20 protein-coding genes are annotated in these 22,295 nt (G+C 35.7%); 8 read left to right on the top strand and 12 right to left on the bottom strand.

Annotated elements, in window-relative coordinates; all coding sequences use genetic code 11:
* Positions 1–100 precede the first annotated feature (100 nt).
* From IPN31_03730 to IPN31_03720, 3 genes are read left to right on the top strand one after another with little or no spacing between them, the layout of a single operon-like run.
* Entirely contained in the window at positions 101–2,812 is a 2,712-nt protein-coding gene (locus IPN31_03730) for a 2-oxoglutarate dehydrogenase E1 component (protein MBK8681012.1), read from the top strand.
* A 56-nt stretch (positions 2,813–2,868) separates the two neighbouring features.
* Positions 2,869–4,128, top strand: a complete 1,260-nt coding sequence (odhB, locus tag IPN31_03725) for a 2-oxoglutarate dehydrogenase complex dihydrolipoyllysine-residue succinyltransferase (protein ID MBK8681011.1) — start codon at positions 2,869–2,871, stop codon at positions 4,126–4,128.
* Positions 4,125–5,150 carry a hypothetical protein gene (locus IPN31_03720; protein ID MBK8681010.1) on the top strand — a complete coding sequence of 342 codons (1,026 nt, stop codon included), beginning with the start codon at positions 4,125–4,127 and terminating at the stop codon, positions 5,148–5,150. The genes odhB and IPN31_03720 overlap by 4 nt, the downstream gene beginning before the upstream one ends.
* Here the strand turns inward: IPN31_03720 and IPN31_03715 are convergent, their stop codons facing one another.
* Genes IPN31_03715 through IPN31_03695 form a run of 5 tightly spaced genes read right to left on the bottom strand, consistent with a single transcriptional unit; the run spans position 5,151 to position 10,354 of the window.
* A complete protein-coding gene (locus tag IPN31_03715; GenBank protein ID MBK8681009.1) occupies positions 5,151–5,981 on the bottom strand; it encodes a hypothetical protein in 831 nt (276 codons plus the stop codon).
* The gene (gene mvaD, locus IPN31_03710; GenBank protein MBK8681008.1) at positions 5,981–7,024 is read right to left on the bottom strand and encodes a diphosphomevalonate decarboxylase; all 1,044 of its coding nucleotides are present in this window, start codon (positions 7,022–7,024) and stop codon (positions 5,981–5,983) included. The genes IPN31_03715 and mvaD overlap by 1 nt, the downstream gene beginning before the upstream one ends.
* A complete protein-coding gene (locus IPN31_03705) occupies positions 7,021–7,932 on the bottom strand; it encodes a GHMP kinase (protein ID MBK8681007.1) in 912 nt (303 codons plus the stop codon). Before IPN31_03705 ends, mvaD begins: the two co-directional genes overlap by 4 nt.
* A 5-nt stretch (positions 7,933–7,937) precedes the next feature.
* Positions 7,938–9,281 (bottom strand): hydroxymethylglutaryl-CoA reductase, degradative, encoded by a 1,344-nt coding sequence (locus IPN31_03700; protein ID MBK8681006.1) that lies wholly within the window; start codon positions 9,279–9,281, stop codon positions 7,938–7,940.
* Positions 9,282–9,334: 53 nt separating this feature from the next.
* Positions 9,335–10,354, bottom strand: a complete 1,020-nt coding sequence (locus IPN31_03695; GenBank protein MBK8681005.1) for a type 2 isopentenyl-diphosphate Delta-isomerase — start codon at positions 10,352–10,354, stop codon at positions 9,335–9,337.
* A gap of 139 nt (positions 10,355–10,493) precedes the next feature.
* Between IPN31_03695 and IPN31_03690 the strand changes: the two genes are divergently transcribed.
* Together IPN31_03690 and IPN31_03685 are read left to right on the top strand one after the other, a co-directional pair.
* Positions 10,494–12,200: a M3 family oligoendopeptidase gene (locus IPN31_03690; protein ID MBK8681004.1), complete on the top strand. Its 1,707-nt coding sequence runs from the start codon at positions 10,494–10,496 to the stop codon at positions 12,198–12,200.
* Positions 12,187–12,954, top strand: coding sequence for a M48 family metallopeptidase (locus IPN31_03685; protein MBK8681003.1), 768 nt, complete (start codon positions 12,187–12,189; stop codon positions 12,952–12,954). Before IPN31_03690 ends, IPN31_03685 begins: the two co-directional genes overlap by 14 nt.
* Here IPN31_03685 and IPN31_03680 read toward each other — a convergent pair.
* Together IPN31_03680 and IPN31_03675 are read right to left on the bottom strand one after the other, a co-directional pair.
* Positions 12,939–13,616, bottom strand: coding sequence for a hypothetical protein (locus IPN31_03680; protein MBK8681002.1), 678 nt, complete (start codon positions 13,614–13,616; stop codon positions 12,939–12,941). The genes IPN31_03685 and IPN31_03680 overlap by 16 nt on opposite strands.
* A 29-nt stretch (positions 13,617–13,645) precedes the next feature.
* Positions 13,646–14,677 (bottom strand): PorP/SprF family type IX secretion system membrane protein, encoded by a 1,032-nt coding sequence (locus IPN31_03675; protein MBK8681001.1) that lies wholly within the window; start codon positions 14,675–14,677, stop codon positions 13,646–13,648.
* Between the two features lie 95 nt (positions 14,678–14,772).
* Here IPN31_03675 and rlmN point away from each other — a divergent pair, with 95 nt between their 5' ends.
* Positions 14,773–15,810, top strand: a complete 1,038-nt coding sequence (gene rlmN, locus IPN31_03670) for a 23S rRNA (adenine(2503)-C(2))-methyltransferase RlmN (GenBank protein ID MBK8681000.1) — start codon at positions 14,773–14,775, stop codon at positions 15,808–15,810.
* A gap of 57 nt (positions 15,811–15,867) precedes the next feature.
* Here rlmN and IPN31_03665 read toward each other — a convergent pair whose 3' ends face one another.
* From IPN31_03665 to IPN31_03650, 4 genes are all read right to left on the bottom strand, one after another.
* A complete protein-coding gene (locus IPN31_03665) occupies positions 15,868–16,449 on the bottom strand; it encodes a NifU family protein (GenBank protein MBK8680999.1) in 582 nt (193 codons plus the stop codon).
* A gap of 114 nt (positions 16,450–16,563) precedes the next feature.
* Positions 16,564–17,139, bottom strand: coding sequence for a DUF1579 domain-containing protein (locus IPN31_03660; GenBank protein ID MBK8680998.1), 576 nt, complete (start codon positions 17,137–17,139; stop codon positions 16,564–16,566).
* Between the two features lie 74 nt (positions 17,140–17,213).
* Positions 17,214–17,942, bottom strand: coding sequence for a ComF family protein (locus IPN31_03655; protein MBK8680997.1), 729 nt, complete (start codon positions 17,940–17,942; stop codon positions 17,214–17,216).
* Between the two features lie 81 nt (positions 17,943–18,023).
* The gene (locus tag IPN31_03650; protein MBK8680996.1) at positions 18,024–19,844 is read right to left on the bottom strand and encodes an ABC transporter ATP-binding protein; all 1,821 of its coding nucleotides are present in this window, start codon (positions 19,842–19,844) and stop codon (positions 18,024–18,026) included.
* An 88-nt stretch (positions 19,845–19,932) separates the two neighbouring features.
* Here IPN31_03650 and rbfA point away from each other — a divergent pair, with 88 nt between their 5' ends.
* Together rbfA and IPN31_03640 are read left to right on the top strand one after the other, a co-directional pair.
* Positions 19,933–20,277: a 30S ribosome-binding factor RbfA gene (gene rbfA / locus IPN31_03645; protein MBK8680995.1), complete on the top strand. Its 345-nt coding sequence runs from the start codon at positions 19,933–19,935 to the stop codon at positions 20,275–20,277.
* Positions 20,278–20,298: 21 nt separating this feature from the next.
* Positions 20,299–21,546 carry an ABC transporter permease gene (locus IPN31_03640; protein MBK8680994.1) on the top strand — a complete coding sequence of 416 codons (1,248 nt, stop codon included), beginning with the start codon at positions 20,299–20,301 and terminating at the stop codon, positions 21,544–21,546.
* On the opposite strand, the gene IPN31_03635 is transcribed toward IPN31_03640, so the two are convergent.
* Positions 21,530–22,279, bottom strand: a complete 750-nt coding sequence (locus IPN31_03635; protein MBK8680993.1) for a TerC family protein — start codon at positions 22,277–22,279, stop codon at positions 21,530–21,532. The genes IPN31_03640 and IPN31_03635 overlap by 17 nt on opposite strands.
* Positions 22,280–22,295: the final 16 nt, after the last annotated feature.

Raw genomic sequence — 22,295 nt, 5'->3', positions numbered from 1 at the left:
TTCTCCAATAAAACAAGGATAACCATGAAAATCTCCCGATATTTGCAGTCCAAAAACTTACCATAATTAAATCTGTTTTATTTTCTGAAATTCAATCGAAATGGATAAATTTTCCTATATCAGCAATGCGGAGTCGGGTTACCTGGAACAATTATATGAGAATTACCAGAATAATCCACTTGAGGTGGACCCGGAATGGGCCAAATTTTTTGAAGGATTTGACTTTGCACAAGCTAATTTTTCTTCTAATGGCAATGGTCAAAGCATAAGTGCCGATGAATTTAAAGTGTATAATCTGATTTTAGCGTATCGTGAAAAAGGACATTTGATTGCTGATACAAATCCTATACGACCACGTAAAGACAGAAATGCACAATTAAAATTAGAGCAACTCGGATTTTCAGAATCTGACCTCGATAAAAAATTTTATGCTTCTAAATTTATCGGTTTAGAACATGCAACATTGCGAGAGATTATTGCAATGCTTCATAAAATATATTGCGGCACTCTCGGTTATGAATTTGATTATGTATTGGATCCTGAAGAAAGACAATGGCTGTTGCAAAAAATTGAACAGGAAGGAAGAAATATTCAACTCTCCACAGAAAAGCGCAAACGCATTCTGCGCAAGCTAAATCAAACAACAGTATTAGAACAGTTTTTAGAAAAAAAATATGTAGGTCAAAAACGGTTTGGTTTAGAAGGTGGTGAAACTACCATTCCGGCACTGGATGCAATCATTCAAAAAGGTGCTGAATTAGGTGTAGAAGAATTTGTGTTTTGCATGGCGCATCGTGGTCGTTTAAATATGCTTGCAAACATCATGGGAAAAACCTACGAACATATTTTTAATGAATTTGAAGGTAACGTAGTTCCTGATCTTACAATGGGTGATGGCGATGTGAAATATCATCTTGGATATTCCAGTCAGGTAACTACCGATAGCGGTAAAAAAGTACATTTAAAACTTTCGCCAAACCCATCTCATCTGGAAGCAGTAAATCCTGTTATGCAAGGATTTGTAAGAGCAAAAGCAGATGTGTTATATGAAAAAAATTGGGATCAGATTGTTCCTGTAACTATTCATGGTGATGCAGCTGTTGCAGGGCAAGGTGTAGTGTATGAAGTATTACAAATGAGTAAGCTGAGAGGATATCGCACCGGGGGTACAATTCATTTTGTAATTAATAATCAAATTGGGTTTACTACAGATTTTGTGGATGCACGTTCCAGTAATTATTGTACTTCCATTGCCACTACCATTGAAGCTCCAGTAATTCATGTGAATGGTGATGATCCGGATGCCGTGGTATTTGCTGTGGAAATAGCAGTAGAATATCGCCAGAAATTTCATAAAGATTTTTTTGTAGATATGGTATGCTATCGTAAGTATGGACACAATGAAGGCGATGATCCTAAATACACGCAACCACATTTATATAAGTTGATTGGCAACCATCCAAACCCAAGAGAAATTTATATTAAAAAATTAATAGAGTCAGAAGATTTTGATACTGCTATTGCAGAAAGAATTGAAAAAGAATTCTGGAATGATTTGCAGGCAAGATTGGATTTAGTAAAAGAAAAACCATTGCCTTATATTCTTCAGGCACCGGAAGAAGCATGGAGGCAATTGCGCAAGGATATTACAAAGAAGGATTTTGAATCATCTCCTGAAACTGGAATCGGTAAGAAGCATTTGAAACAAGTATTAGAAAATATTTATTTTCTTCCTGAAGGATTTGAACCCTTACCTAAGATTAAAAAATTATTTGAATCAAATCAGGAATTATTAAAATCCGGAAAAGTGGATTGGGCAATTGCAGAACTTGCAGCCTACGGTTCTTTGCTGCTTGATAAAAATTCTGTACGCATCAGTGGGCAAGATGTAAAGCGTGGAACATTCAGTCACCGGCATGCAGCAATACGTGATGTAAATACGGATGAAGAAATTTATCGCTTGGAATATATTGATAAAGACCAAGGTAAATTTTATATCTATAATTCATTGCTGAGTGAATTTGCAGTGTTAGGTTTTGAATTTGGTTATTCTCTTGCAAACCCTCAAACATTAGTTGTTTGGGAGGCTCAGTTTGGTGATTTTGCAAATGGGGCTCAAACAATTATTGATCAATTCATCTCTGCTTCATTTAGTAAATGGCAGCGTATGAGTGGCATTGTTTTATTATTACCACATGGCTATGAAGGACAAGGGCCGGAACACAGCAGCGCACGTCTCGAAAGATTTTTATCTTCATGCGCAGAGCTTAATATCATAGTTGTGAATTGCACTACACCTGCAAATTTCTTTCACGTTTTACGTCGTCAAATGGAATGGGATTTCAGAAGACCATTGGTTGTGATGAGTCCTAAATCTTTATTGCGTCATCCCTTAGTTCAAAGTGATGTGAGCGAATTAAGCGAAGGGAAATTTCATGAAGTGATGGACGATAATTATGTAGATGCAAAAAAAGTGAAACGTGTTTTATTATGTAGCGGAAAAGTATTTTATGATTTATTGGAGTATCAGCAAAAAAATAAAATTAAGGATATTGCAATTATTCGTTTGGAGCAATTGTATCCTTTTCCGGAACATCAATTAACAACTGTTTTTAAAAAATATAAGCAGGATGAATTATTTTGGGTGCAAGAAGAACCATTAAATATGGGTGCCTGGTATTATATTTTAAATAGGATGTGTGGTAATGGAATTAAATCTATTGCACGAAAACCATCGGCATCCCCTGCAACCGGATTTTCAAAAGTGCATAAACAAGAACAACAAGAACTTATAAAATCTGCATTTGCATAATATACTTTTCTTTAATTTTAAAAATACAATCATTCAGGTTATATAATTTACAACGCATGGCAATAGAATTGAAAGTACCTACAATAGGAGAATCTATTAACGAAGTAACATTGAGCAAATGGTTAGTGAAAGATGGAGATTATGTAGAAACAGATCAATCCCTTTGTGAATTTGATAGTGATAAGGCTACATTAGAATTTCCTGCGGAAAAATCTGGAGTAATAACAATTAAGGCAGAAGAAGGAAGTGAATTGAAAATTGGAGCAGTGATAGCAACTTTAGATACCTCTGCAAAAGCTCCTGCAAAAAAACAAGAAGTTACGAAACTGGAAAAAACTTCTTCCAAACAAGAAGCAATTCAACCAGAAAAAAAACCGGCAACTATTGAAAAAGCAATTGAGAAAACTGCGGAGAAACCTGCTGTGCATATTACACCTCTTGCAGAAACAATTGCCAAAGAAAATAAAGTAGATATTGCTAATCTTATTGGCACAGGAATCGGTGGAAGAATTACAAAAGAAGATGTGTTACAAGCATTAAATAATGGAATGCATCCGAAAGAAATTGCACAATCCATGAAACGCAATAGCCGTGATGAGCATACTGAAAAAGTAAGCAGACTGCGCAAAACAATTGCAAGCAGATTAGTGAGTGTGAAAAATGAAGCTGCAATTCTTACTACATTTAATGAAGCGGACATGAGTGCAGTGATGGCTATACGGGAAAAATATAAATCCGCATTCGAAAAGCAACATGGAATTGGTCTTGGCTTCATGAGCTTTTTTGTAAAAGCATGTTGTAATGCACTGCTCGAATTTCCAATGGTAAATGCCTATTGGAATGAAGACCAAATATTGCATCATGCATATTGTGATATCTCCATAGCTGTTTCCACACCGAAAGGATTAGTGGTACCTGTTATTCGCAATGCAGAAAGTAAAAGTATGGCAGAAGTGGAATTGACAATAAAAGATCTTGCTGTAAAAGGCAGAGATGGCACTCTAACCTTAGAAGAAATGCAGGGCGGTACTTTTACAATTACCAATGGTGGTGTTTTTGGTTCTATGATGAGTACACCAATTATTAATGCACCGCAAAGTGCAATACTTGGAATGCATAAAATTCAGGAACGTCCTGTTGCTATAAATGGTCAAGTAGTAATTCGTCCGATGATGTATCTCGCATTAAGTTATGATCATCGCATTATCGATGGAAAAAATTCAGTGAGTTTTTTAGTGCGAGTGAAAGAACAACTTGAAAATCCGGAGCAATTAATATTTGGTGCTGATCCAATTAAATTATTATTGGACATTTGAAAATTCGCATAAATACAATTTCTGTTTTTGCTGTTTGCATTATGTTGTTATGCGGCGTTTCCTGCGCAGGTCAAAAAGAATCTATCGGAGTTATGTTTTACAATGTCGAAAATTTATTCGACACCATTAATTCACCAAATACTATTGATGAAGAATTTACTCCCGACTCAAAGAAGGAATGGAATACAGAACGCTATCAAACTAAATTAAATCATCTTGCACTTGTAATTGCTTCTATGGGTTCGCCATCCATTGTAGGATTGGCTGAAGTAGAAAATAAAAATGTGCTGGAAGATCTTATCAAGCAGAATGCAATTAAAAATGCCGGTTATGCAATTGTACATTTCGACTCACCCGATGAACGGGGAATTGATGTTGCATTACTTTATAAAAAGGATATTATCACAATTATTGATTCAAAACCTATTTATGTAAGGCTGCCGGATAATAATGGTGGCGCTACACGTGATATATTATTTGTACAGGTGAAGTTGAAGCAAACAAAAAAGGATATATACATTTTTGTAAATCATTGGCCATCACGTTCTGGAGGAAGTGTAGAAACAAAAATGCGAAGAGCTATTGCTGCAAATACTTTGAAGAATACTATTGATTCTTTGAATGCAAAACTTACAGATCCCGCTATTATCATTATGGGAGATTTTAATGATACACCTTCGGATGAAAGTATAACGGAAGTATTGCAGACGAATAAATTGAGAAGTAATTATTGTGATGAATGTTTAGTAAATCTGATGACGGATATAGAACAGGCAAATGAAGGCAGTTACTTTTATGATGGTGGCTGGCAGGTGCTCGATCAATTTATTGTTTCCGAGGTATTATTACAAAATGCAAAACCTTATGTACAAACCAAAAGTGCGCAGATTGTAAAAAATGATTTTCAATTATATAACAATAAAAAATACGGCTACCTACCAAACCGAACTTATAGCGGCGAAATGTATCATGGTGGTTACAGCGACCATTTTCCTATTTATATGGAAATGCAAGTGAGATAATTACTCTTTAAATTCAATCATAAATCCACCACCACCGGCTCCGCATAATTTCATAATTAAAGTATCGTGTGTGAGTTTATTTTTCCAAATTCCCTGTATGATTGGTGGAATTGCAAAATTGAAATACTTCAATTGAAATTCAGATAGTTTGCGCAATGTTTCAAAAAACATGTTTCTGTTATCCGATAACAAATATGATATACAATCGCTATTGAGTTGTAAAAGAGTTTCAAAAATTTCAGTGCGATAATCTTCATCTTTCATACGTTCCTGAAAAGTTTCCACCAATTGATTTGTAAAACGATTGATTGCAGTATTAAATAATTGCATGTGTTCCAGCAATGGAATTTCTTTCTCAATACTATGAATACTACCATCTGCATGTATATGTAATGGTTTATTTAAATAACAAACCAGCGGATCAAAACCAGAACTTTTGCTATGAAAAAAATCTTCCATGCGACCTAATACATTTTTCAATGCAAGAAAATCATTTTTATCAATTGGAGCTTTTGCAAACCTCTCGTACACAGCAGCCACCAAAGCACCTGAACTACCCGCACCATAACCAATCGGAATATTTGATTTAATATCCAATCCGGATTCAAGTGCATTTTTAAATGCAGTAACATCAATTATTTCCAGAAAATAATTTTCTGAAAAAAGATAATCTGCATATTGTAGTAAGTAAGGTTTAAATGCGGAATCTGATTCTGTTTTCTCCACCCAGTATGCAGTAAATTTTGGATAGGGAACAGCCAATGCTTCACCCTTTAATAGGATAGCATATTCTCCAAATAATAATATTTTAGAAGGATATTTTTTACGCATTATTCTTCAATAACCTGTATTGGCCCGTTGCCCATGTAATCATAAATTGGTGATGGTGTTGAACAGAATTTTAATAGTTCAGATTGGATAAAATTGCGCACTGCTTTTTTTTCATAGTATGGATATAACACATGTACATTAGGTCCGGCATCTAAAGTAAAATACACAGGTAGCTGAGTTTTTTCTCTAAATTTTCTGATCTTTTCAATAATACTTAATGTGCCGGGCTGCATTAAAATATATGAAGGATCGGACGTCATCATTAATGCATGTAATTCCAATGCTTCTTCTTCAATAACTTTTCCGAATACATTCCAATTTCCTTTTTGCAATGCTTGCAAAATACGTTTCATTCTTAACGCTGCATTATTATATCGCAAAGCGGCAGAAGGATGGTCTTGCATCAGTGCGTGACCTGCGCTGCTTGTAACACTTTTTGCTTCGTTATTTACAATGAGTATTGTATCTTGAATTTCATTAAACGCTGTATGAAATTTTATAGGATGTTTTATTGCATATAAATCATTTGCTTTTTTAACAAGTGCCGAGTTTCCCCACACCGAAAATTCGCCTATTACACTGCGAGATGCACTGCCCGATCCGATGCGTGCATAATGCGAGGCTTGCTCATAAAATTTCTTTACCTGAATAGTTCTTTCTTCTTGAAATAAATCCAACGAACAAATGCATAAGGCAAGTGCCGACATTGAAGATGCGCTGGAAGCTATACCTGCTGAATGCGGAAATGAATTTTCAGTTATAATTTTTATTTTATAATTCTTTAACCACGGAAAATCATTTGCGAGCTTGCTGAGATAAGTATTTATTTTTTTTGCAAATGCTGCATTTCTTTTTCCCTCAAACTTAAAGTCTATTTCCAAAGAGGTTTCTTTTTTCTTTGGCAATAATTCCACACTGGTTTGAGTATATGCTTCATGCAATGTAAGTGATAAGGATGCATTATTCGGCAACTGATTGCCATGCTTTCCCCAGTATTTTATTAAAGCGATATTTGATGGGCTACGCCATGTTACTTGCATCATGTGAACAATACCATTTCGTTATAACTCAAAATTGTATCAAATCCTTTTTTGTGAAAATAACTTCTTATTTCTGTCGGCGCAATATTCGCTGCAGCTAAAATAAAATCGCCACCCCATGCTCCCAACGATTTTACCACTCCCGGAAAATCTGCAAACATTGTTGACTGCATTTTTTCTTCTTGTAAAACATATTGCATTACCTCTTCATGTTCTTGCAACAACACTATAAAATCTTCAAACACATCGCAAAATAATAATGCTTCAGAAATTTCAGAAATGGTTTCTACTTCTTCTTTAAACTCTTTTTTCTCAGCAATAAATTTTTTCACTGCTTCTTTCGAGTTGCTTTTTTTATTCAGATGAATAAAAAATAATTGTTCCTGTGCGGGCGGATTAAAATTTACCATATCCCAAACTGCACCTTCTTCATCTTTACGAAATAAAATAGGGCGATGTGATTCAGCACATGCAATATCATAACCTGAACCTCCTGTAACTTTTGTATTTATATCAATCGCATTTGTATTACTCCACTTTGCAATAAGATATATTAATGTGGAACTGCTTCCCAAACCCCAATCCGATGGAAATTGTAATTGAGTAGTAACTTTTTTATTCAGCAATTCTTGTATAAAATCAGGGTTCGCTGAAAGTGCATATTTAAGAGTTTGCATTAGTATACTATCCTCAGATTTTATTTTGGATAGCAATATTGTTTTGCTGAATTCTTCTTGTATCCAAATGCTACCATCTTGTTTTAGACTTTGCCAAATCAATGAGGATGTATTTGTTTTTTCAATTTTCAAATCTTGCCCAAACTTGCATGGAGTTGCCAATGCAAGTGCACCTTGCAAAACAAGGTATTCACCTGATAAAAGTAATTTGCCGTTTGCTGAAAATGATTGCACCGTAATTAATTCTCAGGTGCTAAGTTCTGTTTTCTGTAGCTGTTTAAGAAATCCCGCACATTATGGAAGGAAATTGTTTTATCTGCAAAATATGCAAGTGCTTTTTCTATCTCGGTTTCTGAGGCACCAAAATGACTCAACATATTAGTGAGATGCATTTTCATGTGTCCTTTTTGAATGCCGGAAGTTACCAATGCTTTTATTGCAGCAAAGTTTTGCGCTAATCCTACACTGGTAATTATTTTCATTAATTCCTTTGCACCTGGATTTCCCAATATTTCTAATGATCTTTTTGCTAAAGGATGCAGACGGGTTAGCCCACCGATAGTACCAACCGCCAATGGCATTTCTAACCAGAATTTAAATTTCCCGTTTTCAATTGTGCAATTGCTTAAACTTGAATATGTGCCGCTGCGACCGGCATAAGCATGACCACATGCTTCAATAGCACGGAAATCATTTCCGGTGGCTAATATCACTGCATCAATACCATTAAAAATTCCTTTGTTATGTGTTGTTGCACGATATACATCATTGCAGGCAATGTTAACGGCTGTTCTGAATTTCTTTGCAAACTGCATTGCATCCAAATTTGCTTCAGGAAATTCGCCAAGATCTTTTACATCACATTCTACCCAAACTTTTACAAGACAATCCGGAGTGTAATTGCTCAGAATGCTCATTACTATCTCCACCTTTTTTTCTGCACCGGTGAAATATTTATATACCGCAATTTCTTCAGTAAGACATTGCGCAAATTGCTCAAGAATAGAATTGATAAAATTGGCACCCATTGCATCCGCAGTTTCGAAAGTTGCCTTTAATTGATAATAATCCGGTTCAATATGACTGCAGTCCACTAATTCTAAACTTCGCAATCCACCTCCACGAGCTTCCATATTTTTTGTAAGGGGTAATACTTCTGCCTTAAGAATAGGTTCTATTTCAGAATAAAACTGCATCAGTTTTTCTGCATCACCACGCCATAAAAAATGTACATGACCAACTTTAGTTGTAGAAATAACTTCTGCATGAAACCCGCCTCTGTCGCTCCAAAATTTAGCTGCACTAGATGCCGCAGCAACAACAGAACTTTCCTCAATCACCATTGGTACTGCATAACTCATCCCATTGATTACAAAGTTGGGAGCTATACCATAGGGTAAATAAAAATTAGTAAGAGTGTTTTCACTAATACCGTCAAACACTTTTTGCAATTCTGTATTTGCATGCATATAGCTGGAAAATTCCCTTGCAATATCCAATGGATTGCTGGTGAGAAAATGCTTGGCGAGCCAAGTTATTTTTTCAGTTTTATTTAATTTGGAAAATCCTTTTATTGTGGACATTGCGTTACGTTATTGTTTCGATTAGTATTGAATAGAACAGAAATATATTAGCATTATGAACGAACGGTTAAATAATTTTTACACAAAGCTAATCCATCAACCTGTGTTTTCACATATTCTCTCAACTGCTCTATATCCTCTTTGGCGTATTTCAAAAATGCCGAAGCCTGCGCATACACAGCATTAAATTGTAATTTTTCCAAGCAATAGTAACCATCCAGAAAGCCTGTGATACCGCCGGAAACGATAATTTCTTTACACTTCACTTTGACTCCTAAATTCATGGATGCTGCATTTATAAATTCCACCATCTCTTCTGCGGTATGTCCTACTTTTACCAACATCTCATAACTCTTAGCACGAGAAGATGAAGTACGTAACAACTCTAGTTTTGAAAAGTTTGTTCCACCTAATGCGCCGAACTCAATTCCGGCTATCGGCAATTGTAAAAGTGCTTTGATACTCGCAGGCCCAAAGCCCTGTCCAACTTCTTTTACAATCAGTGGATATTCTAAAATATCAAGGAGTTCAACTATTGTGTCAAGAGGAGGTTTTGTAAAACGGTCACCTTCAGGCTGAAGCCATTCTTGCAAAGGATTCACATGAATTATTAAGCCATCTGCTTTAAGCGATTGCATTAGATGTTGGATTAAGTCAGACTTGCCATCCTGAAGCAATTTTTCCACTTGAGCTACGCCAAGGTTTGCATAAAAAGGTAATGTATCTCCAATGATTGGGCGCATATTAAAATCTTCAAAAAACTGATTACTTTCTAACAGGCTGCGGCAAGAGCCCAAGCCCATGCCTAATCCGAACTCAGCACATACCTCAGCCAGATTGCGATTTATTTTTCCGGCTAATGCAGTTCCGCCAGTCATGCTGCCAACCCATATTGGTGCTTGCATGTGCTTTCCCAAAAAAGTGGTTGCTAGTGTATTTCCCTGAGGGTGCGAAGCCAACATAGGTTCATAATAAAATCTATTGTCCTTTTCTATTGCCTGTACCTGACTTTCAAAGGCTAAAGAAATGTGATCGGCTTTTCTGTTTTCTGCATTTGGGTCGCTCAAAATGATACAATTATTTAGTGGCAAAGGTACTAAATGGCATTAAGCAAACTTTTAAATACAATTCAATAAAATGCTTGCTATAAAAATGCGTTAGTATGCGGTTTCAATTATATTTTTGCATAACACTTTATTTGAATAAACACACATGACATTCACAGAATTTCCTTATCACCGCCCGGACTTAAAACAGATTGAATTCGAGCATACGACATTACTTGAAAAATTGCAAAATGCGGATAGCGCCGACACTGCCGCAACAGTAATAAAAAAAGTATATATTTTGCATAATAGCTTTAACAGCATGGCGCAAATATGTGGCATCCGACATTCCATAAATACCACTGATGAATTTTATAAATCAGAGCAGGAATATTTTGATACACACTCACCTCTTTTTGAAAACCTGATTCATAATTATTATACAACCTTATTGAATTCCAATTTTAAAAATGAATTGGAGAAAATTTTTGGAGAACAATTATTTCGGTTGGCAACACTTTCATTAAAAATATTTTCACCTGCAATTATTGAAGACCTTATAAAAGAAAATACTTTAAGTACTAAATATCAGCAGTTGATGGCATCTGCTTCCATTCTATTTGAAGGGAAAGAAAGAAACTTATCGGAGCTTGCACCTTTTATGCGATCAACAGATAGAGCAATGCGTAAAAATGCCAGTGAAGCACGTTGGGGATTTTTAAAAGATAATGCAGATGTCTTGGATTCTATTTTTGATGATATGGTGAAAATCCGAACTGCTATTGCAAAAAAATTGGGTTATAAAAATTTTGTTCAATTAGGTTACGACAGAATGTTGCGTACAGATTATAATGCGAAGATGGTAGAAGATTACCGCAAAGCAGTGCAGCAATTTGTAGTACCTATTTCAATAATGTTGCGCAAAGAACAAGAGGAGCGATTAGGTGTAGAATCTTTAATGTACTACGATGAAGCTTTGGTATTTGAATCCGGCAATGCAAAACCTAAAGGAGATGCACAATGGATTTTAAAAAATGGTCAACAGATGTATGCAGAATTAGGTGAAGCCACAAATACTTTTATGCAATTTATGGTGAATCATCAATTGTTAGATCTTGTGGCAAAAAAAGGAAAAGCCGGCGGCGGATATTGCACCTATATTGCCAATCATAAAGCACCATTTATATTTTCAAATTTTAATGGTACTGCTGCGGATATAGATGTACTGACTCATGAAGTTGGGCATGCATTTCAAGTATTTAGTTGTCGTGATTTTGAAGTGAATGAATATCATTGGCCTACTTCTGATGCTGCGGAAATTCATTCTATGAGTATGGAATATTTTACCTATCCGTGGATGGATTTATTTTTTGAAGAACAAGCGGATAAATATCGCTATGCGCATTTGGCGGATGCTGTTCTCTTTTTACCCTATGGTGTTTCGGTAGATGAATTTCAGCATGTAGTTTACAGCAATCCCGAGTTATCTCCTGCAGAGCGCAAGAACGTATGGACGTCAATTGAAAAAAAATATTTACCAATGCGTAAATATGAAAATAATGCGTATTTGGAAACTGGTGGATGGTGGCAAACACAAGCCCATATTTTCCAATCACCATTCTATTATATTGATTACACATTAGCACAAATATGCGCTTTTCAATTCTGGAAAAAAGCACGCACAAATCATGAAAATGCATTTGCAGATTACTTGCAATTATGTAAAGCAGGTGGCAGTAAATCATTTCTTGAATTAGTAGAATTAGCAGACCTGAAATCACCGTTTGCAACCGGGGTGATGGAAGAGGTTATGCATGATGTAACACAATGGTTAAAAGCTGTAAATGCAGAGGTGTATAATGTACCGGCGTAGATCTGTTAGCACAAATTCAGTCCTGGAAAGGGAAGAGGTGATCACTGTTGTTGGTCAGAAATTCCGTGTGTTTGTCTATTTGGAAAAACGCTATGATTGCAGAGCATCTATTGGCGCTAAAGGAATTCATATTCGTATTGCAGCATACTTAAATATAAAACGTCGTGAGCAGGAATATGAAACACTGATTGAATGGGCAAGAAAATATATTGTTGAAAATAAACTCTACATTAAAACTCCCCAATTTCGACAATATAATAACGATGATATTTTCTCCATTGCCGGTCATGAATTTAAAATTAAAATTGAATATCACGAGAAGGAAAGCAGCTCGGCACATTTAAAAAATGGTGTTATTCATATGCAGCTATCTGAAGGAATGAAACCGATTGGAGAAATGCGACATAAATCATATTTGGTAGCACGGTTGATAGGCAATGCATTTACTCCAATTATAGAAAAGCGCTTACATGAATTAAATAATGAATTTTTCGGAAAAAAAATAAAACGTGTTACGCTCCGCAATAATGCGACTAACTGGGGCAGTTGTTCTTATGACGGACATATCAGTATTTCATCCCGTTTATTATTCGCACCACAAGACGTTATGGATTATATTTTAATTCATGAATTAGCACATTTGGTAGAGCATAATCATTCAGATAAATTTTGGAAATTAGTAGAGTCTGTAAAACCTGATTATTCGAAAGCAGAAAAATGGTTAGAGAAAAATGGCAATCAATGTATGTTTTGATTTTCCGGAGTACCAAGCGTTACAGTTTTACGTATTTTACCATTAGAAAAAGATTTTACCTGAATTAATACTCCATCTACGGAATACACATTTGCCATACCTTCGCCATTACAAATTGTTCCTGCATCTACTGCATTTCCATCCTGATCATAATAAGCGAGTACTTCCATAAATTTTCCTTTTTCATAAAACGCATGCTGACGCATCTGTCCGTTAGAATAATAATAGTAATACGAACCTTCCGGTTTACTTTTATAATAATTGCCGATTGCCAATAATTGTCCACCGGGATACCATGCATAACGCCTCATTTTTTTGCAATTCTTTTTTCCATTTTCACAAAACAATTCATATTCCAAGGTGCCATCCATATTAAAAAAACATTGCCAGCCGCTTAATACATTTTTATCATTCTCGATTAAATATCTGGTTACACTCCATATTTTATCGTAGCGATATTTTTCAAGATATTTTACTGAATCTCCATTTTCAAAAGTGGTATAAACTTTTTTATAAGTATCCGGCAATTCTTCTCCGTTTTGATATCTGTAATCCGACTGTAAAAAATTATTGCCTGGCAATTTATTGATTTGCGTGGATTCCACTTGTGCGGCAAGCGAAAGATTTATTATTAACAAAAATGTAAACAGGGGAAAATGCATACATATAAATTTTCAGGGGGAACACTAAATTAAAATCTCGGGCAATCCACTTTGCGATCACGATGTGGTAGCGGACTTGTATAAACTATTGATAATTCAGGTCCACCAAATGAATTACTTGCATTGCGCAAATCAGATACATTGATATCATAACTGAGTCCTGCAGAAAAACCTAAATAATCGAAACGGGCAGTAATAATTGTAGCATCAGAATTTAATCCGCCGGAGCTATTACCCATCCGTTGCATTGCACCTAAAGAAAAGGAGGTAGGATTCACACTTTTCTCATTCAAATAATATTTAAAACTTACTCCGAAATTATATTCATTGTGTGGACCCTGATTTAAAACTAAGACAGAAGGTATAATATCTATTGCATCAGCTACAGGAATTTGTGCGCCGATATTTCCTGAAATCTTCATGTACAAATTATCCTTATCGGAACCACTAAAAGACATGTTGGGTGTATTCACATGATAGAATGCAATTCCCATCAACAGATTTAATCTGTCCTTCGGAACAAACAAATAAGAAACACCGCCGGATAGATCTAAGAATGAAAAACTATCAAAACCAATTGTTTCACCATTCGGCATTGAAGGATCATATTCATAACCATTGTATTGACTTCCGAAAGTAAGTGCTGCATAATCAAGACTGCGTTGTGCAATACCACCCTGAAATCCCATGGATAAATAACTTCTTGAAAATCGTTTACCCAATGTTTTGATATAACCGAATGAAACATTTACCTGTTGCGTAGAAAAATCGGCATCACCTGCTTTATCAGAAAAAAAGTTTACACCAAAACCAAATAGATCATCATTCAAAATATTCTGACCAAAGTTCATATCCACAGAGCCTGCAAACGTATTGAAAGGTGCAAAAGATGTCCATTGACTGCGATAATTTAATACGCCACGAATGTTGCCATTAAACACTCCCACGTTTGCGGGATTTAATGTGAGAGGCGAAGCATAGAATTGCGAAAAGTGAATATCCTGCGCTTTAACTGAAATCAAAATACCGATAGAAATAAAGAGAGTAAAGATTTTCTTCATGCTGTATCATTTTATTTTTGTTTCGGGTTTGCCTACCAAAAGTAATAAAAAACAATTGTAGTTGTAGCCACCTCCTCCAATGTATCTTTGCAAAGATGTCCGACACTAAACAAGCAATTCGCAATTTATCATTAGCAGAAATGGAAACATTATTTGCAGAATGGAGACAACCTAAGTATAGAGCAGGGCAGGTGTATAGTTGGCTCTGGCAAAAATTTGCACACACCTTTGATGCGATGAGTAATATTCCAAAAGCACTGAGAGAAAAGTTGGAAAATGATTTTTCAATTTTTCCAATAACTCTTGATCTGGAACAAAAAAGTGCAGATGGAACAGTGAAGTGCAGATTTAAATTGCACGACGGACATTTTATTGAAAGTGTTTTAATTCCTGCCGATGAAAGAATGACTGCATGCGTATCCAGTCAGGTGGGTTGTAATCTCGGATGTAAATTTTGTGCAACAGGATTTATGAAAATGAAACGCAATCTGGAGCATTATGAAATTTATGATCAGGTAGTTGCCATGCATCAAAAAGCAATGGAGCATCATGCAAAACCGCTGAGCAATATTGTGTATATGGGAATGGGTGAACCGCTGTTGAATTATAAAAATGTAATTGATTCTGTAGAACGCATTACTGCAGAAAATGGATTGGCAATGTCGCCGAAACGGATTACTGTCAGCACAGCAGGTCTTGCAAAAATGATTAAGAAATTAGGTGATGATAATGTGAAATTTAATCTTGCACTTTCACTACATGCACCCGACGATATAAAACGCAGTGCGCTGATGCCGATTAATGATGCAAATAATTTAGCAACACTGATTGAAGCATTAAATTATTTCTATTCGAAAACGAAAAATAAAATCACGTTTGAATATATTTTATTCGATGGCATAAATGAAACAATGGAAGATGCAAAAAATCTTGTAAAACTTTGTCGCCGTGTTCCTGCCAAAGTAAATATCATTGAATACAATCCGATTGCACAAGCCGATTATCACAAATCAAAAGAAGAGCAGCGGGAACGATTTATTGCCTATTTAGAAAAGCACGATATCGTAGCCAGAGTGCGCCGCAGCAGAGGTAAAGATATTGATGCCGCTTGCGGGCAATTGGCGAATAGATAAAAAAATGCCGCACTCAATTGTGCAGCATCTCTAATTATATTTTTTTTAAAAATTAACTCACATCATCTCATCCATCGCCACCACTTCTTTCACTTCCGGAACCATCCGTTTTAATAACCCCTCAATCCCCGACTTTAATGTAATGCTGCTCGAAGGGCATCCACTACATGAACCTTGCAACATCAGCGTTACCACACCCGCATCAAACGATTTAAATTGAATTGCACCGCCATCCATTTCCACAGCCGGCTTCACATATTGATCCAGCATCAGTTTAATCTTTTCTATTACTGCATCGCTTTCCATAGGTTCACCAGTTGCTTCAGCCACCGGAATTTCTCCCACCACTTCCTTGCCTTCCACCACCCAGTTGCGGATAAATTCACTCACCTTGCTCTTTATCTCAAACCATTCCATTTCCATATTCTTGCGCACTGTTACAAAGTTGTTCATCACAAACACACCCTTCACATAATCAAATTCATTAAACATCGCTTCCGCCAAGGGTGCGTACGACACATCATCGCCTCTTTCAAAATCTGCACTCCGTCCACTTAGCAGCATTTTATTCATTACAAACTTCAAACTGTCCGGATTCGGTGTCGCTTCCGTATAGATACTTATTATTGCATTGCTCATCTTATGATTATTTATTGTTTCAAAGTTACTTAACAAGACCGATTCTAAATAAGTTTTATAGCCAAAAAAAACCTGCATTCATTAATACAGGTTTTCATTTTCTTGTTCAATTCACTACTTAATGCGAGTAGCCACTATTTCAATACTTTTCATTTCGATACCGTCGTGCACCATATACATCGTCATCTTTTGCGTATTATCATCTACAAACTCAATGGTTTGTCGCATAGTAATTTCCGTTCCTTGCATTGGGTCCTGACTTACTCCAAATAGTTCAATCACTTTATTGGGTACTTTCCAATAGCCTTGCATTTGTGTCATACCAGTACTCATGTTATCTATCCATGAACTATAAAACTTGTTAACACCATTATCATACGCCATTGTACTCATTCCTTCAAAAGGCATCCCCATCATGTTGCCAGTATATTTTCCAACAAGATATCTACCGCCCAAAATCAGTTCTTCTTTAATTTTTGTAGTGGATTCCATCGGCGGTTGCGAAGGGTCCATATACATTTTCATTATTGCCGTCCATTCCCCCACACTTTTCGCCATAAATTTTTGTACATCACCCGGCGAAATATTTTCCATCATTGTGGCCATTTCAGCTTCTGTAGGTTGTTGGGCAAATGTGTTTATCCCAAGGCTTAAGCTTAACATTACTAATAACACTTTTAATTTTTTCATAACAGGTTTTTTTTACGGTTAATTAATTGACTTCTAAACTTAAATTTAATACTTCTTTAATATTCTGCATGTGTTTAATATTCTGCATGTGCGGCGGCAGCAATGCTGATTTTAATTTCCGGTATTCGCAATAATTGCATTGCACATGATTCCAGAGTTGAGCCGGTAGTAATCACATCATCAATTAACAATAAATGTTTGCTGCTTAACTCTGCTATATATTTTGGATTCGCTGCAAATTTTTCTTTCACATTTTCCCATCGCTCCATTCTGCTTTTTTTGGTTTGTGTGCCGGTATATGCAGTGCGCAGCAAAGCATTTTCTAATACCGGGATATGCATCACATCTGCAATACCCATCGCTATCATTGTACTTTGATTATATCCTCTTTGTTCTTGTTTCATTGGATGCAGTGGAACTGGAATAATAAAATCAATTGTATTATAAGGCGATGTTGTAATGAATGCATTACCCATAATCTGCCCTAACACTTTACCTACTTCCGGCTGATGTTTATACTTTAGATTATGTAGTAATTTTTGAATATGGCTCGACTTATTAAAATGAAACATTCCGGTGGCTCCTTCAAATGGAAATTTTCCCATAAAATGTTTTGCAACCGGATTATCAAAAAAAGTATGGTAATCTGTTTTAGGTAATTGCATCCGGCAGGCAATGCAAATAAATTCTTCTCCCGCACTTAATAAATTATCGCATGCCATGCATAAATGCGGATACATAAGATCACGAATCGGTATAAATACTTTTAAGGGGAAGTTCACACTTCGAATGTAGAAAATAATTGAAAGATTAAAAAGTTTTTTCTAACTCCTCTTATTCTTTAAGAGAAAAAAGATTCTTTGTAGTAGTATCAATGTGAACATTCAAAAAGCCTGCATCTCTACCAATCTTGCATACAGCCCATTTTTACCTATTAGCGCATGATGATTTCCTCGTTCCACTATCCTCCCTTCCTGCATCACTATTATATCATCCGCATATTGAATAGTAGAAAGTCTGTGTGCAATTACAATAGAAGTGCGGTTGCGCATCAGTTTAAACAGTGCATCCTGCACTAACTTTTCTGATTCCGTATCTAATGAAGAAGTAGCCTCATCCAAAATTAGAATTGGTGGGTTTTTAAATATCGCCCTTGCAATAGTTAATCGCTGCCGCTCACCACCACTCAGTTTACTTCCCCTATCACCAATTATGCTATCGAAACCATTCTCTAATCGCATAATAAAATCGTAGGCATTCGCCACCTTCGCCGCCCGTATTACCGCCTCCGAATCCGGATTGTCAACTCCAAAAGCAATATTATTAAATACAGTATCATTAAATAAAATTGACTCTTGAGTTACTATCCCCAATAGATTCCGGATACTCGAAATTCGAATGTTTTTTAAGTTATGTCCATCAATTAAAATCTCTCCTGAAGTAGCATCATGAAATCGTGGCAACAAATCCACCAACGTAGATTTACCCGAACCCGATGGTCCCACTATTGCCGTCATGCTACCCTTTGTTATTTTAAAATTGATATTCTTTAAAACTGCCACATCATTATCATAACAAAACCCCACATCATTATAAATTATATCGCCATTAAAACTTTTTAAACTCACCGCATCAATATTCTCTTTAATATCAAGCGGCGCATCCAGAATTGTTTCTACTCTCTCCAAAGAAGCGATACCACGTTGAATATGATAATAAGTATTTGCAAGAGATTTTGCAGGATTAATTAAGTTGGCAAATATCAATATGTAGCCGATAAACATTTCACCGCTAAGATTATTTTCACCATCCAAAACCATTTGTCCACCAAACCATAAAATCACTGCCACTACAATAATTGCCAATACCTCTGAAAGTGGCGATGATAAATCCCGTCTGTTAAACACCGACGTTTGCAAATTTGCATACAAACGATTCTCCCTTAAAAACTTTCCCTTTTGATAGCGTTCTGCATTAAATGCTTTTATAATTCTTAATCCACCAAGTGTTTCTTCAATAATAGATAGTAACAACCCAAGTTGATCCTGCGATTTCTTTGATTTACGTTTCAATGATTTACCAATTACACCAATTATTAAAGCGGTAATCGGTAATAGGATAATTACAAAAATGGTTAATTGAAAACTCAATAAAATCATTGCGATAAAAAAGAATATCATCGTTATCGGATCCCGAAAAGTGGATTCAATTGTACTCATAATGCTCCATTCAATTTCATTCACATCCGTTGTCATGCGAGCAATGATGTCGCCTTTTTTCTTTTCGCTGAAAAAAGCAAGAGGTAATAAAATTACTTTATCATAAATGCTTTGACGCAGATCACGGACTACACCATTGCGCAATGGGGCAATAAAATATAAAGCCATATAGCGGCAAATATTCTTCAGTAGAAAAATGATAATTATGAAAGTACATATAATTATCAGTCCTGACGCTTCTCCATTTTCAGCTACATAATTTCCGAATTTGTAATTAAAAAAATTGAGTGCAGATTTCACATTCCAGGTGAGCGTTGGTTCTTGTTCAGGTATTTGTACTGTTTTAAAAATTACCTGTAAAAACGGAATAATAGAAAGGATAGAAAATAAATTGAAAATGGCGTAAAGAATATTAAACATCAAATTCAAAAATGCATATCGTCTGTAGCGCACAGCTATTTTTAATATCCGTAGATAACTTTTCATTGGCGGTAAATTTACCAAAACAAAGACGCACTCACCTCTGTTGTATTGCATTCGGAACAGATACAGTTAATTTTTTAATTTTAAGGGTATGGAAACGAGGCGACAACAGAAAATGCAGGTATTGATAAAGGAGGAAATGAGTAAATTTCTGCAACGGGAAGGATCTAATTATTACGGGACTCAATTTGTAACCGTAACAGATGTAAGGATTACACCCGATATGCATCTGTGCAGAATTTATGTAAGTGTATTTAATGTAGCAACGCCGCAACAAACGGTAGATAGATTGAATGCACATATCAAAGATATTCGCAAACGTTTTGGCAATATCATGCGTGGGGATTTGCGAATAATTCCGGAATTAGAATTTATTTTAGATGATACTCTCGACAATGTCTTTAAGCTGGAGCAACTTTTAAATGATCTTAAATAACCATTTAATAAAACCGTCCTCATGCGTTTTACTTTAAAAGTTGCCTGGCGGTATATTTTTTCCAAAAAATCAACTAATGTTATTAATATCATTTCAGGTATTACCATGTCGGGAATTGTTATAGGTTCTGCTGCTCTTATCATTGTGCTTTCTGCTTTCAATGGTTTTGGTGACCTTGTAGTAAATCTTTACAGTTCATTTTATTCCGAAGTGGCAGTTTCTCCAAAAGAAGGAAAAGTATTTACACTCACCAATTTGCAATACAATAAACTTGAATCTTTAGATGCCATTGAAAATATTTCAAAAACATTACAGGAAAATGTGTTGCTTGCTTATAATAAGGATGAGCATATTGCAACCATAAAAGGTGTTGACAGCAATTTTGCAAAAGTTACTGCAGTGGACGACAGCGTGTTTGTGGGTGATTATTTATTTTATTATTACTACGATAATTTGCGTGTGCAATGCGCAGTATTAGGTGCCGGAATTGCATCTACCTTAAATGTGGCGCTCGGAACAGGTTATCCTTCAATACAAGTGTTTGTACCTCGCAGAGGAATTCACTCAACTTTAGATCCACGCAATTCTTTTATACAAAAAAGTGTGCAGCCGGTGGGCATTTTTAGTTTGCAACAAGAGTTCGACAGCAAGTATATATTTACGTCATTAGATTTTGTTCAGGATTTACTGGAATATAATAATGGTGAAATAAGTACGATGGAAATTCAACTCAAAAAAAATGCAAATACAAAATCAGCAATAAAAGAAATACAGAAAATTGTGGGTGATGAATTTTATGTGAAAGATCGTTTTATGCAAAATGAATTTTTATATAAAATTATGCGCAACGAACGGTGGGTAGTTTATCTGATTCTTACTTTCATAATCATCATTGCTACTTTCAATATGATAGGCTCTATTGCAATGCTGGTAATTGATAAACGAAAAGATATTGGTGTATTGCGATCTCTCGGCGCAACGGAAAGAAGTATCCGAAATATTTTTTTCTTTCAAGGATTATTACAAACAATTGTGAGTATTATGATTGGATTTACTATTGCAATTATTCTTTGCTCAATACAAATTTATTTTAATGTAATTACCATTCCCGGTTCTGATAGTTTTGTGGTTACTGCTTATCCTATCAGTATGCATCTTATTGATTTTATTCTGGTAGCGATAACCATTTTGATAATTGGTGCAATTGCAGCATACTTACCTGCTCACTTAGCATCCCGGCAAAAATGGATGTTTAGGAATGCCGCTTAGTTTTTTGAGTAACATTCAAACGATGTTTCAAGCTTGCCACCCGCAGATTCAGCACTTCTACCATTACAGAAAATCCCATTGCAAAATAGAGATATCCTTTTTCAATATGACCTCCCCAACCTTCTACAATTAATGATGCTCCAATCATGACTAAAAAAGAAAGTGCTAACATCTTTACTGTAGGTCGTTTGTTTACAAAACTGCTGACAGACTCAGCGGCAAATAACATAATAACTATTGCAATAATAACCGCCATCACCATAATGATTAAATCACTTGCCATTCCAACAGCTGTAATTACAGAATCTAATGAGAACACAATATCTAAGACTAATATCTGTAGGATTACTGAAGCAAAAGATTTTGCTTTTAAAGTTGTTTCGTGTTCTTCATCGCCATCAATTTTATCATGGATTTCAACTGTTGCTTTGTAAATCAAGAATAAGCCTCCTATAAGTAGCACCAAATCTCTTCCGGAAAACCCTTTACCCCAAAGTGTAAATAATGTTTCCTGCATACTCACAATCCAACTCAACGACATCAACAATAAAATACGTGTGATCAAAGCCAACGAAAGGCCGAGTCGTCTTGCTTTTTTTTGCTGATGCTCAGGCAGTTTTCCTGAAAGTATGGAAATGAAAATGATATTGTCAATTCCCAACACAATTTCAAGAAGTGTAAGTGTCAGCAAAGCAATCCACGCATCAGCAGTGGCAAATATTGAAAAGTCCATTTATAAAATTTTTGGA

The organism is Bacteroidota bacterium (assembly GCA_016715425.1).
GTDB lineage: Bacteria > Bacteroidota > Bacteroidia > Chitinophagales > BACL12 > JADKAC01.
The sequence above is the reverse complement of the archived record's forward strand: the minus strand, read 5'-3'. Positions and strand labels throughout refer to the sequence as shown.

What these genes read in the sequence shown, in the direction of transcription:
- IPN31_03650 (MBK8680996.1), bottom strand. Translation starts at nt 19,844, where the DNA reads ATGAAAAGTTATCTACGGATATTAAAAATAGCTGTGCGCTACAGACGA.
- rlmN (MBK8681000.1), top strand. Translation starts at nt 14,773, where the DNA reads ATGTCCGACACTAAACAAGCAATTCGCAATTTATCATTAGCAGAAATG.
- IPN31_03715 (MBK8681009.1), bottom strand. Translation starts at nt 5,981, where the DNA reads ATGCGTAAAAAATATCCTTCTAAAATATTATTATTTGGAGAATATGCT.
- mvaD (MBK8681008.1), bottom strand. Translation starts at nt 7,024, where the DNA reads ATGATGCAAGTAACATGGCGTAGCCCATCAAATATCGCTTTAATAAAA.
- IPN31_03690 (MBK8681004.1), top strand. Translation starts at nt 10,494, where the DNA reads ATGACATTCACAGAATTTCCTTATCACCGCCCGGACTTAAAACAGATT.
- IPN31_03660 (MBK8680998.1), bottom strand. Translation starts at nt 17,139, where the DNA reads ATGAAAAAATTAAAAGTGTTATTAGTAATGTTAAGCTTAAGCCTTGGG.
- IPN31_03685 (MBK8681003.1), top strand. Translation starts at nt 12,187, where the DNA reads ATGTACCGGCGTAGATCTGTTAGCACAAATTCAGTCCTGGAAAGGGAA.
- IPN31_03700 (MBK8681006.1), bottom strand. Translation starts at nt 9,281, where the DNA reads ATGTCCACAATAAAAGGATTTTCCAAATTAAATAAAACTGAAAAAATA.
- IPN31_03640 (MBK8680994.1), top strand. Translation starts at nt 20,299, where the DNA reads ATGCGTTTTACTTTAAAAGTTGCCTGGCGGTATATTTTTTCCAAAAAA.
- IPN31_03635 (MBK8680993.1), bottom strand. Translation starts at nt 22,279, where the DNA reads ATGGACTTTTCAATATTTGCCACTGCTGATGCGTGGATTGCTTTGCTG.
- rbfA (MBK8680995.1), top strand. Translation starts at nt 19,933, where the DNA reads ATGGAAACGAGGCGACAACAGAAAATGCAGGTATTGATAAAGGAGGAA.
- IPN31_03730 (MBK8681012.1), top strand. Translation starts at nt 101, where the DNA reads ATGGATAAATTTTCCTATATCAGCAATGCGGAGTCGGGTTACCTGGAA.
- IPN31_03675 (MBK8681001.1), bottom strand. Translation starts at nt 14,677, where the DNA reads ATGAAGAAAATCTTTACTCTCTTTATTTCTATCGGTATTTTGATTTCA.
- IPN31_03665 (MBK8680999.1), bottom strand. Translation starts at nt 16,449, where the DNA reads ATGAGCAATGCAATAATAAGTATCTATACGGAAGCGACACCGAATCCG.
- odhB (MBK8681011.1), top strand. Translation starts at nt 2,869, where the DNA reads ATGGCAATAGAATTGAAAGTACCTACAATAGGAGAATCTATTAACGAA.
- IPN31_03680 (MBK8681002.1), bottom strand. Translation starts at nt 13,616, where the DNA reads ATGCATTTTCCCCTGTTTACATTTTTGTTAATAATAAATCTTTCGCTT.